The organism is Tateyamaria armeniaca (genome assembly GCF_045797845.1).
GTDB lineage: Bacteria > Pseudomonadota > Alphaproteobacteria > Rhodobacterales > Rhodobacteraceae > Tateyamaria > Tateyamaria armeniaca.
This window is the reverse complement of record NZ_JBHDIY010000002.1, coordinates 682,499-695,937: the sequence shown is the minus strand read 5'-3', so window position 1 is coordinate 695,937 and position 13,439 is coordinate 682,499. Positions and strand designations below refer to the sequence as shown.

Sequence of the window (13,439 nt, the reverse complement as noted above, 5' to 3'; positions counted from 1 at the left end):
ATCAATGGTGGACACTTATCAACACACTCTATCGCGTGTCAGAGCAGCCAGGCCGGACGCTTACGCCCTACAGGGCGGCGTATGGTTTTTAACCTTTCGAAACACTGTAGAAGCAAGATGAGCCGAAGTCGTTCACATCGCGTGGTAGTAATTGGTTGCGATGAACGTTGCTTTCAGTGCCGGAAAGTGCCCCATCGGGTGATGAAGGTTCAGGCTGAGGTGGTCACCGGCGAGGTTGGGGTACGCAGGTCTGTGTTGAGCTTCTCAACGAATTCCACCCAGGCTGGTCCGTACTGAAAGCTTCTAGAGCCGATTGGGGCACGTCGGCGAAGTGCTTTGCCATACCGCCGTCAGGTAAAGTGATTAAATTATCCATTGATCCAAACCCAGATCAACCAGATTCCTAAATCCAACCGACCCACCGCCCGGAATCCCTTTGTTCAAGTCCTCCGGCCCGTGGATCGTAACGGGAATGGAGTTCAGGGCCGCAGCCTCGCTGCTCAAGGGCAAGGACCCATCCCAGTCGAAGTCTTGCTCTGTGCGCAAATTGACCGGATCTTCAAAGTCAAAGACTTTCGGCAAAGCGCTCCAGTCTCCGACTTTGCCTCCTTCTGCAAGGTAAACGTCAGGATAGCCGGGGTCGTTGGTGGCCATCGCATCAGTGAAGGCGTCTTCAAACCACTCCATTTCAGCGAAAAGCGCAACGTCGTCCCTATCGGAAGCGGCAAAGCGTTCCACTACATTATTGACGTTGCACCAATCCTTCAGCCGAGCGCCCGCGACCAGCCGCGTTCTGCTGCGGATCGAATTGAACGCCGTTACGAAACCCGAGCAAGGTGGGCGCGGTGTTCGATCTCCCAAGCTGAGAAACTTCAAGATCTTGCCGCCTGTATTGCTGGCATCGTCAGGACGGCTGAGATTGAGAAAACTATTTGACACAAATGCGCCATCGCGGATCGAAACTGCATCGCAGGAAAGGGCTGCATGGACTTGAAAGAACGTATTTTCTGCAACCAACCAGCCGTGAAGGCCCTTCTCCGGTTCGACGGCATTATCTCTGATATACGAAAACCGGTTTCGATAGATCCTGACATTTCGATTTCTGGATACGACGGGTTTTCCGTTTTGGACGGAAACCCGCTCCGGCTTGATATCCATCCGGATCGCATTGAACGCATGAGACACATCGCAGTCACGGATCACTACGTCACCAAGAATATCGTAGCTTTCGAACAAGGCGCCGTTGAACCAGCTTTTGTTCTCGTAGCCGTCCCGTTCCTTGACCTCCTTCCATTTGACCCGACCGTTCCACATGTCCTGATAGACGTCTTGGACCCAGTGCATTTCTTCTATGATAAAACTGCGCGACAGGGTTTTATCGGAGTTGCGCACAAAGATCACGTTCCGAGCGCCTGTTCCCCTTATGCGGCGGAACGCTATGTCATGGCAGCCTCTGAGATAGAATACCTGCGGCCAGCAGTCGCAAAATGAAAATCCGTCGAATACGACATGTCCAACGTCGAGCATCTTGAACATGGCCCACTGCCCATCCATAGCCCATTTGCTGTGATGTAAACCGTCACGCGGCTTGCGCCCCCCGTCGAACATGGCAATCCCGTGCGCTGGGCCCTTAACGGTTACCGGCGCGTCTTTCGTTCCGCCGCGCAGCAACCAGACCGGGTCGCGATAGACGCCCGGCATCAAAAGGACGGTATCTCCCGGGTCCGCCTTGTTGAGCGCTGTCTGCAAATCGAGTGCCGTGATATCCGAACCGTCATGCCTAACGACGGAAAACTCGGGTGCGGCAATGAGGGTCGCCATAAGTTCCTCCTGCTTTCATTGGGAGTAAAAAATCTTTTGTGTCCAGAAAATTGCGTTCACGCCACAAGAAAAATCCGTCTCTGCCGAGGATCGCGTGCGCAACTGCTCAGTCAAATAATTCTCTCAACGGCCATCGCCCAAGATGTACCGTTTCGTAGCGACTGATCGACGCTAGAGTGCCGGATCTGAAAACTCACGAGACGGCTGCTGAGGCTAGAAAACGGGGTGCCCGGATCCACTTGAAGTCCTCGCCAAATACTCCCAGCAATATCTATCGACATCATGTGTGGATATCAGGCCATAACCTGCAGCCGGTGCCTTAGGCTCCTCCTCGTCTGTCTCAATCGAAGTTGCGAAGCCATCCTCCCCATGGCTGTTCCGAAAGACAAACCAGCCTCCGTGCAGAATGCTTGGGTCGTGATTTTCGACAAAACCGACCAAGCAAACTGAGTGGCCGCCAATAGCTATCATCTCCTTGGCAACCTCATCCGTAGGGTACTCAACTTTCCCAAATTTCAAAGCTGTCCGTCCCGTCCAGGCTTGCTTTCCAGTACCGCTGAGGACTGCAAAGGATGCGGCTACCGGCAGCCCTGACTGAATCTTTTCGGCCAAAACCTCAGAAATGCGTCGGTTTGTGGATGCCCGCAGCCAAGGTTTTCCTATCCCGACCACTGGTTTCGAGACGATATCGTGATCGAGTAGGCTCTCACCGATCTTGTTCTCTTGCGCTTGATTGATTGCATTCTCTGAAAAGTTGTCTTCAAACGTATTCTCCTCCGCATGTTTCTGATACTCTGCCAGGTCTTCGCTGCATATTCCCCATTCGGAAAGCGCCTTCCGCGCCTGCTCCAGAAAGGTACCTCCTGACTCTTCAATCGCCTCCGTATCTACGTGAGAAACATCCATCCCGATATCACTTAATGGTTCGAGACCATATGACCGCATTTTCCCGTAGAGATACTCCTCGGACAAATCGTTCAACTTCCCGGACAGATTAAACTCCCGAAGTTCCTCAGCAGCTGCCACGGCAAACGCATTGCAGGTCCCCCGCTCACCTTGATCCCGAACCTGCCAGTTTTCTGCCCTGATGAGTCCGCCAACCAAGTCTTTAGTTTTGAAGAACCTATTGTCGAGGCGGATCTTCGCACTCCGCATAATGTCGATGGCAACCGAAGCGGACCAGCCGGGAGGCACAGCTCCTCCGAATACATAACGTCGTTGCGCCATGGTATTGATCTCCCTTAGTGTCGCGGTTTGTCTCTACGGTGCAGCGTTCTCGAAATGGAGCAGTTCTTCTTTGCACCCAACGATCAGATCATCCTTGACAAAGGAAGTCGTCATGAGTTCGCTTGCGACATTCCGCGCCAGCCGCTCGCCCGCTTCACTGTCCGACATGAAGTGGACGCCGGCCCTCTCACGGTTCTCAGCAACGCGCTTAGCCAGGCTTGACAAGTATTGCCCAATGCCACGGTCCATTGGGGAGCCCAGAGCATCGGCGATCAGAAAGGCGACTGTGTAAGCCTGCGTCGCGTGATTGCTCGGAAAAGACGGGTGCGGAGGCGTCGGTAGTACAGGCAGCAGACCCGGCCAAACTTGCACGGGGCGCGGTCGCATGAATAACAGCTTGCAATGCATTCCGACAATGCCAGATACAATCATTGCCAAAGATATCAGCTGCGCGGTCTTTGGGTGCGTCAAAGGGTGCAGAGAGAGGACATTATAGAAGTAGTGGTGAAAACTGTCGGCTTGATCCCTAATTTCCGCACCATAGTCGCGCAGGACTTCATCCCTGTCTGCAAGGGCCTTGTTCAGGTCGTCTTTGACAGATTGCGCTTCAAGCAGATCGCTAAGCATGGTCTGGTAGAAACTATCTTCCTTGACGATAGCGGGCAGGACATCCTTCAACTTCGTTTGGACAAATAAGTCCGGATGGAGGTTTCGACGGTCAAAGCTTGTTGGCTTGAAGTGATTGAACCGATCCACCCTCTCAGCGATTGTCTCCAGTTGTTTCCCGGCAGGAATAACGGTTCCTGCGCCGGGTCCCATGCCCCCCGAAGTCGATCCGTGCGATGAGCCATGTGAAGACCCGTGCGACGACCCGTGTGATGAACCATGTGTGCTGCCGTGAATCACAATAAATCCCTCCTTATCCCTTTCAATCAAGATAACGGCGCTGCGTCATCGCCGCGTCAATTCAGTGTCAAAGGCTATGACGGTAATCCCGCTGCAATCAATCTTGAAGCAAAGACTTCCCGGTCTTCTGGATCGCGCAAGCCGTGCCTCTTCTTAAACTCCGCCACCGAAAAACTCGGGGCGATCTTGTTGTGGTGCTCGACCAGATAAACCGTTTCAGCCTGTCGCCCCGCGCCGCAGAGCGCCGCGATCGTAGCCCGAATGTTTCCCTGGTAGTTTGGTGCCCGACGGAAGCTACTCAACCCGTATTCCGCCGATTTATCGAAATCGCCATTCGTATAGTGAGCAAGTCCCAGAAAATGCTCGTTTCGGAAGATGAACGGATCATAGGGAGACAGGGCGAGAGCCTTTTCGCCGTTTCGCACAGCCGCCTCGGAATTCCGCGTGTTTGCGAGTGTTGGAACCGACCAAGCCAGTGTATCGGCATCGTTGGGGCAAAGCTCTATCGCGTCATGAAATGTCGATAGAGCAGAGTCGTATTCACGCTCAAACATCATCCGATTGTGCGCCCAAAGCGCCATCACGCGACCGTCGCCCGGCGATAGCGCGATTGCCTTCAAGGCGTGATGTTCAAGCGCCGCCCTGTCTTTGAGTGCATTTTTCGACCATCCTTCCCAAAGGTTGATGGAATGCCATTCCGCAAATAGCGCATGCGCTGGCGAAAACTGTGGGCCATTTTCCACAGCTCTGCGCAGGAGGTCGCGCGCCTTGACAAAATCCTCTCTCTTCAGCCGGAACACTAAATCCTTCGCCTGCAAAACCAGATGGTAGGGTTCCAGTTCTTCCGCGGGTACTGACTTCGAATGGCGCAGCTCTTCGGCATCGACGGAAGGCACGATCGCGCGGGCGATCTCTTCTGCAATCGGAACGTTCAGTGACTTCAAATCGTCTGTCTTGCAGATACTTACCTTAGCCCAGAGCACACTTTCGCTTTGCGTTTCGACAAGTTGAACTGAAACGCCTGCGTCGGCGCCATCAATCCGGATAGTGCCCGTCAGAACGTAATTGGCATCGAGTTCCCGCGCGACGTCGGCGGGACGCGGCGGCTGGCCAAGGAATCTGCGCGTCGAATTGCTGGAAATCACAGCTGGTGCACGAAAGGATGCCATATGGCAGGTAATGTGATCTAGAACGCCGATTGGCAGATATGGATCTTCGTTTTTCCCACCCACGATCTCGAAAGGCATGATCGCAATCTTGGCGGTACCCGTGCGCGCGGTCGCTGGTAGCACGCTTAAGCCAAGCTTGTGTTCCTTCGGAGCATTCTCGGCCTTTGAAAGTTTTATCTGCACCGCCAGGTCTTGCGTGGCGATCGCAGGTTCGGCATCGAGATTGTCCTCCAACCGCTTGTAGAACTCATTGTAGACTCGCAGTGCCGCGGTCGGATTGCTGCAAGCAGCGTGACAAAGCATGAGGGTGCGCACGGCTTGTTCGTCCAAATCATCAAGTAATAGCGCGGTCTGAGAATAAAGAATTCTGATGTTCTGCGGAATGGTCTCGTCCAGATAAATACTGCGCAATCCGTCTAGAATATCCGACAGAATGGCGGACCGTGCGGAACTTAGCCAGTCATCAAATTCCGAGTTCAAACCGTCGGTACCCACGAACAATTGATGCGCCAGAGGTAGCTGCTTCAGCATCGGGCTATCGGCATTTCCCTCCTTGATTTCACTCAAGAGGTCATCAATGTCGGTCGTGAAAACCCCGCTACGTAAGGAAATTGAGTTCACGTCCGCATTGAGCGCTGCCGGGCATATTGGGTCTAACACGCGTCGTAGACCGACGAGACACTGGCGCAAAGACGCTCTCGCTTTATTGTGACCAACATTGCCCCACAGGAGTTCGCAAAGATGGTCCCGGCTATGCGCGGCCGCCTTCCCAAGAACTAGATATGCCAGAAGAGCCCGCGCTTTATTCCCAGGAACCTCCACCTTCCGACCGTTCCATGTCAGTGTCGGGGTGCCGCAAATGCGTAATATTATTCTGCGATCAAGTTCTGTCCCCAACTAAACCACCCAGCGCTTTCAAAATTTCAGTTTAATATTCAAGCATAACATCAGAAACATTTGCGAACGCAAAGTTGGTTCGGATTGTCAGTTCGGGTTCCGTGTGTTTCTCAAACCTATTTTCGTCTCGGTTGTGCCGCCGCCGCTTCGCGCATAGCCCTCATTCAGTAAGCATGATTGGGAGTTTTTCAGTCAAGCGACAAATGCGGACGTCGTCTGCCGCAAAGTGTAAGGTATCGGGTGTAAGATCGATCATCTTCTTGCGTTCGGCTGCAGACTCGCTTTGCCGAGCGCGCCGCATTAGAATTCCTTCTGCAGCCTGACCTCTCCCATCTTCGCATTCTGGTTCTTCACTTCGATCGCAGGTTCCAGCTCGGACTTTGCACCGTCGCAGAACACCCCGGCCGCACCCTAGAGCAGCTGATCGCGCCAATGCTTGATCTGCTTCGGATGCAAGTTGAGATCCTGCTTCAGATCGATCGGGGCCTACTCAACTTTGATCGCGGCAACCGCCATCTTTGCCTCGAATGCCGGGCTGTGGTTCTGACTTGGTCGGCTTGCCGCAGTCTTTTCCTCGCTCGCAGCATCATGCCGCGGTCGCACAAAAAGTCTATTCTTCCGGCTCTAAAGTTTCCCTGAACCACCTCTCCTAAACGGTGGAAAAGAGCGATTTTACGAGCTGGAAACTCATCTTTGACGTTTGGCTCACGCGCCAATGACGATCGGCTCACACCGCAGTCGGACAGTCTCCATGCCTTTTTAGCGCCAGATTCGGCGCCGTGACAGCGGAGGAAGTCAAGCATGGCACCAGATGACTTAAACAAATCTTTCAAACCGCCGGCGAGCTCGAACAAACTTTCGCCACATGGGCCGCGTTCGCATGGGCAGCATCTCAGATCGCTGACGGCGGAAACGCTCGATGTGCGCAGCGGCAATGGGGATCCCGGCAAGTTCGGGCGCATGTTCCCCGATTTGCCCGGTCTCGTCGCAAGCAAGGATGCACTCTTCGAACTTGCCGAGGCGATGGTTGACACCGCGATGGATGCCACGGGGGACAACCCGGACATACCGGCAGGGTACACCTATTTCGGTCAGTTCGTTGATCACGACATCACCCTCGACACGACGCCACTGCATGTGCAGAAGGCCGATCCGCTGGCGACGGAGAATTTCCGGACGCCGGCGCTGGATCTCGACTCGCTCTACGCTGAAGGTCCCGGCCGGTCACCGGAGCTTTACGCGCGGAGTCTGTCCCCACCCTATGGACCCACAAACAAGTTCCTAATCGGAACGACGTCGGCTTCCCCGCCCAGAACGTACCGACGGCCCTGCCGAACGACCTGCCACGCAACGGAGTTGGGCGCGCTCTGATCGGGGACGAGCGCAACGACGAGAACCTTGCGGTCGCTCAGACCCATCTGGCGTTTCTCAAGTTTCACAACGCGGTCGTCAATTTCCTGAGCGAAGGACAACCGGGGCTGACGAGTGCTGAACAGTTCGACGAGGCTAGGCGGATCGTCACCTGGCACTACCAGTGGATCGTTCTTTTCGACTGGGTCGAGCGGTTGACCGAACCGGGACTGGTCCGAAAGATCAAGGAGCAGGGCCGCAGGTTCTACCGCTTCAAGACCACGCCCTACATTCCCGCGGAATTCTCAGCGGCGGCTTACCGTTTGGGCCACTCGATGATCCGCGAAATTTATGATTACAATCGGGTCTTCGGAACGGACCCGAGCGCCCTGACGCCGGCAAGCCTGCAGCTGCTCTTTGGGTTCACGGGCAAGTCGGGTGCAATTGTAGGTGCGCTTGCCGATGATCCCGGCGTGTCGCCGACGCCGGGAATCCCGGGCGGGAAACTGCGGGATCTGCCCGGCAACTGGATCATCGACTGGCGGCGATTCTTCGATCTCGATGCCGCAGTGCGACCCAATGCGTCGCGCAAGCTGGATGCCCTAGTGGCCCCGGCACTCAGCACCTTGCCCGGGGAAACTGACAGAAACGCGGTTTTGGCCTTTCGAAACCTAAGCCGCGGCGTCCGAGGTCGGGCTGCCGTCCGGACAGTCAGTCGCGCGGCATATGGGGCTCGAGCCCTTGGTACCTGAGGTCGTCGCAACCGGTATTGGCGGGGAGGCAGCCCGCAAGCACGGCCTGCACCAGCAGACGCCCTTATGGTTCTATATCCTCAAGGAAGCTGAACAGCTTCACCGAGGCCAGCGGCTCGGACCGGTCGGATCGACCATCGTGGCCGAGACATTCCTCGGTCTCGTACATGGCGATCAGCGGTCATTCCTGTGGCAACGCAAGAATTGGGTGCCTGAATTGCCCAGCGAGAAACCCGGACACTTCACCATGACCGACATGCTTCGGTTTGTGAATGACATCAACCCAATAGGAGAATCGTGATGACGGATGCAACTTCCGGAAGTGAGCAAAAGATCCAAACGCGTATGAATTCGAACCGCCCTGTAAGAAAGGTCACGGCAAGCGTGCTTGCGGGTGCCATCGTTCAGCTCCTGTTGTGGCTGAATGGACAGATGGGAGGGCCAGCAGTACCGCCTGAAGTTCAGGGTGCCTTGACGGTTCTCGTCTCTTTCATCGTTGCGTACATGGTCCCTCCCGCGCCAACCGAGCAGGTGGTCAAGGTGAGCAAGGCGTAGCGTGAGACTTGCCCTGCTCCATGCGCCAGCCGACAGCAGCGGCGTTTGGGGCTGGGCCGGTCCGCGGGCGCTTCCCACCTGAATCCAATCAAAAGAAACAGGAGCAACCCATGACTATGAAACCGGCGAGTGCTACGTCACTCTGCATTCTGTCCATCATTTGTCTGAACGCCTGCGCTGTGCCGGATGTGAAAACAGAGATCGGCGTCAGCCAAAAGGCGCTTCAGGCGGTGGATATGCCGATGGACAAGGTGCTGGCGGCCGGCGAAGCGCGCGCTCTGGCGCAGCAGGTCGACGCGCTTATTCGTGCAGGTGAGTACGTCTATGAGCCAAGTGAAGCTTGCTATCTCATCGGCAACAACGAATTCACTTCGGAACCTTGCGCACTGGAAGAAGCGTTCACGCCCGACTCGGACCTTATTCGGTATCGCAACGCGCGCGCGATCCTGGAGAGCATGAAGCTTTATCTCAAGAGCGTCGCGCAGTTAGCTGCGAGCGATACGCCGGGAAAAATCGCTGCCAACACCCAACAGCTCTTTGCGGATCTCGATACCCTGTCGAAAACGGCGCCCGGTATTCTGGACTCGGATGCCAATGCAGGACTCCAGAAGCGGTCGACGTCGGTACCGATAATCTTCGAATTCGCAGCTGAGCAGGCGCGAAACAATGCCCTGCGGAAAGCTGTCCGTTCCGGTGACGAGGCGGTTGAACTCGGAGTTCTCACCATGATCGCCTTCTTGCGAGAAAGCGGTGATGCGCCCCGCGCCGGCGGTTTGGCTGAAATCAGCGCCGCCGCGGACCGGGTCGAGGACACGCGCGCCTCCGGCAACCCCGCAGAATACCAGGCTGCCCTTGACGCGCTTAAAAGGACAACTGACCGCGTTGAAATTGGCCGAAAACAGTCGCTTGAGGCAGGCCTCATTTCGTTTCGTCTCGCCCATCGCGCGATGGCCGAAAAACTGCTTGGGCCCGCCTCGCTCGCGCAACTTCGCGACGCAACCAAGGAAGTGGCTGACATTCGTGTCGCCATCGCAGAAGAGGACCAATCCTAATGCCTAGTCACGACAATAAAAGCCGCGGCTATTTCCGAACGCTGCATAGCGCGCTCTTGAAACAGCTCCGACCGATTCGAGCCGAGGAACTCGCGCTCAAACGAAAGAAGTCCCGCACCTCTGCGGAGGAGGCACGCCTTGAGGAAGTGATTGCAAAGCGCCGCGAGGTTGCCAAGAATATTGTCGTTCTCGCTGATACCGAAGACGCGTATCTGCGTTCCGCCAAGGGTACTGCGGTCGCACTTCGTGATTTGAAGGCCGCGCGGGACGCCGCAGCCAAGGCCACGCGAAACCTGAACAAGGTGAATGAAGCACTCGTCACCGTTTCGCTCGTGACGAAAATCATCACCGATCTTGCGCGGATTTTCGCCGCTTGAGCCCGCGCAGCCGGGATCGTCTCCGAGTGAGTTGATAGGGCCTCAATCGCAAGAAGGAGAACCAAATGTCTGAGTACAAATCGAGATTTCTGGAAGACGGATGTGTGGCGAAACAAAATAACTTGATCTGTCGCCTGACGATTTGCCCCGACGGCCGCGGGCTTGGGTGTGAAAAGCATCTCGAAGCGCTTCGAAAATCGAAAACTACTTGGATTCATGATTTGCGGTTGAGACCCGAACACAGTGACCTGCCAAAGCAACTTGACGGAAGCTGAGGTGGTCTGCACCTTGAAATTGGCAATAAATTGGAGGCAGTCATGATTTTGAAGAACATTGAGGCGCTGCGCTCGGAGGCGGCAACTTCAACCTTGGTTTTGGTGGTGGTTCTGGCTCTCGCTGCCGGGACATCTTTGCGGGCACAGACAGCCGTTATCGTAGATACCCAAAATGCCGCTGTGTTAAACGACGTAGCTTCTGCATACACGCAGTTTCGATCACCTGTCACGATTGAACAGTCCAACGGGTACGACCTGTCAGATAGGATCCAGCTTGCCGCAGACTCTCTTGTCGTAATCCAATCGTACGACACACCCGACTTGCAGTCCATGAACGAAGCTCTGAACAGTCTGGCCGAACAGGGGCAACCGACCACGTTTATGGTGTTTGTTAATCAGGCGGATGACTACGATTGGACATCCGAACTCAACCAACCTGATAACGTGAAATTAGCAATCGCCGTCCGTTCGCAAGATCAAATTGCTGTCGCAGACGTCTACAGCTCCATCGGTAGCAGTTATGACGGGTCGCGCGTCGGCTATGATTACTCACAGGCGGTAAGGATGGCTGTTGAACAACTGAGCGCAATCGGTCAATCCGAATCTGGAGTATCCACAATAAAGCCATGGGCCGCCGACCGGTCCGATATGTTCTTCGACGGATATGTTCTTTACTCTGGTGCGCCGACCGAAGACGCCGCCGAATTAATGAGTCATTTCGACGCGAACCACAGCTTCTCTGAAGTGGATTGGACTCAAGCCAATGGGGTTCATGGAGGCGACGTTCTCTTAGAATCCACTAGTGGAGACATGCCTATAATATGGGCCGAAACAGTCCTAGGTGAGTGCTCCGGAAGCCAGCGATGGGACGGGATGATCGAAAACGAAATTAGCTTCCAGTCCTTTGGTACCATTGACTTGCGATGATCCGTGTCTTGACTTGGGTTTGCCTTGGCGTGGCGCTGCAGGGTGTATTGCCAACACCTGCATCGGCAGCTGAATGCGAGGAACTTTCGAGTCCGGCGGCACAGTGGCTTTGTATCGATATCTTGGCCGATGGATCGGCAACAGGCACGCAGGACAATGCGGCCCTTGCTGCCGCGCTTGTCCCGCAGGAACACATTGGAACGGCTATTGCCGAGGTCCCGCGAGGACTTTGCCCAGCCAAACCCACAGGTGGGATATTGGGTGTGGATCTGACAGCCTTGTTGGATCACCTCGCACGGGAAGATGTGAATGTTCCGCAAGACGCGGTTTCTCTGTCGGGCCTAACTGTTGTTGGAGCGTTCAATGCGCCTCCCCGATTCCCCTACTCACTTACGATCTCCGGCAGCGTGTTCTGCGGCAACATGGGCTTAAGAAACTCCGTTTTCGGTGGAAACCTTTTTCTGACAAGCAACCTCGTACTTGCCGGCAGTGGAGAAACCCGGGAGGGGCTAATTCTCGCACAGGGATTGCACGTTGCGAATGATCTGGAGTTACAATTTAGCCGTTTCGGAGGTCTGATTGCCTCAGGTATTCGAGTAGGCGGAACCGTTGGCGTAACCGAGGCCGTCTTTGGCCATGCGTCTTTCGCTGATGGTGAAATGCAGGTCCTCGCGCTGGCCCGATCCCGCCAATCATCGGACATATACAATCGGACGCGCTCATGGATTGACGAAAAGTATGACTTATCTTCAAATGAACCGATTGAGGGTTACCCCAACGTCTTTTTCGCCAACAATGTCGAGCTCTGGCGCGCAGTCATTGCGTCGGAGCTCTATGGCGATGCCCTGCGCGTCGACGGAGCAATCAGTGCGCTAGGACTGGAGGTCGACCTCCTGCGGTTTCATTCTGCTTCGCTCCCAGCTGCCGACTTTCGTGACTTGATTGCTCGAAACGTGGAGGTGAAAGCATCCAATCTTGGCGCAGCATCCAACAGAGATACATGCTCAATCGACGTTGCCTTCCGGTACGTGACGGACTTTGTTTCTTTCGCAGGCGCGAACATCGGCGAATCGATTGAAGTGAACTCGATAGAGGTCGCTAAAGTGCGTCATCCCTCGATCGCGACTGGGCGGCTTTGCCTGAACAATATGCGTGTCACAGATACTGTCGACGTCAGCGGACTCTCGGCAACCATCCTCGATTTATCAGAGACGCATGCTGGAGTAAAACTGGCGTTGGCCTCCGACATTCACGGAGACACGACTTTTCCCAACACCAATCAGATTCTCGACCTGACGGGTTTCGCCACGCCGCGCCTTACTGTGTCACAAACTACCAAGCTTCCGTCAGATACCCGGTTGTCAGCCGTTTCGGTCGGTTCTCTGGATTTCCATGATGCTGGCGACCAAACATCCAGACTGGTTACAAGGATCGGATTCCTCGTCGATAGCATCGGGATCGACGATCAAAAGAGCGTTGCTCTGAGGGTCTTTGCTGAAACGCTTCGTAGCAATGGCTTGGTGACGGAAGCTTCGGCTCTGGAGTTCGAAAGGGCGAAGACGCAGACTGATGCCTTGGGATGGTCTGCTCGCCGCGTCTTGCGGGAAATCGCCGAGCGACTGGGGGGCTACGGGCTAATGCCCAATCGCACTCTTTGGGTTGCCTTGGTCGCCGTTTTGTTTGGAGCCGTTGTGGCGCGGCTGTCCCTAGAAGGCCGGTACTTCCTGTACCGCCAGATTGTTCCTAGGCTGCGTCAAGTTTCACTTGCGCAACGCCGAGATAAGATCAGACGAAAGTGGAAGCGGGAGCTAATTGCTTGGATCTGGTTCGATGCTGTCGTGTTTAGCTTTGACAGGCTTATACCGCTTGTCACAATAAACGATGCTCACAAGAAGCTTAGATTTCGGCACCAAGCATGGGTGCGAGCCTATTTTGTAATTCATGCCTTGCTGGGTCTCCTGCTTGCGGCGACCGTTATCACAGTCATTGGCAATAGCATTGGTCTGCGCGCTCCATAGCACACACAAAGGGTACGCGCGATGGCGGCCCTCACCGTCCTCAATACGAGGTCCCAAATCCCAAGCAGAAGGCCCGAACATTATCTACAACGTCAGCAAGCTGCCTCCACGGC

Annotated in this window: 11 protein-coding genes; 7 read left to right on the top strand and 4 right to left on the bottom strand. The window is 55.1% G+C overall.

From position 1 onward, the window contains the following. Window positions 1–363: 363 nt before the first annotated feature. From ACERZ8_RS03465 to ACERZ8_RS03450, 4 genes are all read right to left on the bottom strand, one after another. Window positions 364–1,821: a polysaccharide lyase domain-containing protein gene (locus ACERZ8_RS03465; RefSeq protein ID WP_407590727.1), complete on the bottom strand. Its 1,458-nt coding sequence runs from the start codon at window positions 1,819–1,821 to the stop codon at window positions 364–366. A 213-nt stretch (window positions 1,822–2,034) separates the two neighbouring features. Next, window positions 2,035–3,048, bottom strand: a complete 1,014-nt coding sequence (locus tag ACERZ8_RS03460) for a hypothetical protein (RefSeq protein ID WP_407590726.1) — start codon at window positions 3,046–3,048, stop codon at window positions 2,035–2,037. A 33-nt stretch (window positions 3,049–3,081) separates the two neighbouring features. Beyond that, the gene (locus ACERZ8_RS03455; RefSeq protein WP_407590724.1) at window positions 3,082–3,804 is read right to left on the bottom strand and encodes a phosphatase PAP2 family protein; all 723 of its coding nucleotides are present in this window, start codon (window positions 3,802–3,804) and stop codon (window positions 3,082–3,084) included. 224 nt (window positions 3,805–4,028) lie between these two features. Further along, entirely contained in the window at window positions 4,029–5,783 is a 1,755-nt protein-coding gene (locus tag ACERZ8_RS03450) for a BTAD domain-containing putative transcriptional regulator (protein ID WP_407590723.1), read from the bottom strand. A 1,038-nt stretch (window positions 5,784–6,821) separates the two neighbouring features. On the opposite strand from ACERZ8_RS03450, the gene ACERZ8_RS03445 reads away from it, so the two are divergent. The 7 genes from ACERZ8_RS03445 (at window position 6,822) to ACERZ8_RS03415 (ending at window position 13,326) form a co-directional block, all read left to right on the top strand. After that, entirely contained in the window at window positions 6,822–7,391 is a 570-nt protein-coding gene (locus ACERZ8_RS03445) for a peroxidase family protein (RefSeq protein ID WP_407590722.1), read from the top strand. After that, window positions 7,349–8,122, top strand: a complete 774-nt coding sequence (locus ACERZ8_RS03440) for a peroxidase family protein (RefSeq protein ID WP_407594146.1) — start codon at window positions 7,349–7,351, stop codon at window positions 8,120–8,122. Before ACERZ8_RS03445 ends, ACERZ8_RS03440 begins: the two co-directional genes overlap by 43 nt. Next, the gene (locus ACERZ8_RS03435) at window positions 8,112–8,423 is read left to right on the top strand and encodes a hypothetical protein (RefSeq protein WP_407590721.1); all 312 of its coding nucleotides are present in this window, start codon (window positions 8,112–8,114) and stop codon (window positions 8,421–8,423) included. The genes ACERZ8_RS03440 and ACERZ8_RS03435 overlap by 11 nt, the downstream gene beginning before the upstream one ends. 364 nt (window positions 8,424–8,787) lie before the next feature. After that, the gene (locus ACERZ8_RS03430) at window positions 8,788–9,729 is read left to right on the top strand and encodes a hypothetical protein (RefSeq protein ID WP_407590720.1); all 942 of its coding nucleotides are present in this window, start codon (window positions 8,788–8,790) and stop codon (window positions 9,727–9,729) included. Then, window positions 9,729–10,106: a hypothetical protein gene (locus ACERZ8_RS03425; protein WP_407590719.1), complete on the top strand. Its 378-nt coding sequence runs from the start codon at window positions 9,729–9,731 to the stop codon at window positions 10,104–10,106. The genes ACERZ8_RS03430 and ACERZ8_RS03425 overlap by 1 nt, the downstream gene beginning before the upstream one ends. Before the next feature lie 317 nt (window positions 10,107–10,423). After that, window positions 10,424–11,308 carry a hypothetical protein gene (locus tag ACERZ8_RS03420; RefSeq protein WP_407590718.1) on the top strand — a complete coding sequence of 295 codons (885 nt, stop codon included), beginning with the start codon at window positions 10,424–10,426 and terminating at the stop codon, window positions 11,306–11,308. Continuing rightward, complete coding sequence (locus ACERZ8_RS03415) at window positions 11,305–13,326, top strand: hypothetical protein (protein ID WP_407590716.1); 2,022 nt, start codon at window positions 11,305–11,307, stop codon at window positions 13,324–13,326. The genes ACERZ8_RS03420 and ACERZ8_RS03415 overlap by 4 nt, the downstream gene beginning before the upstream one ends. The last annotated feature ends 113 nt before the right edge of the window (window positions 13,327–13,439 follow it).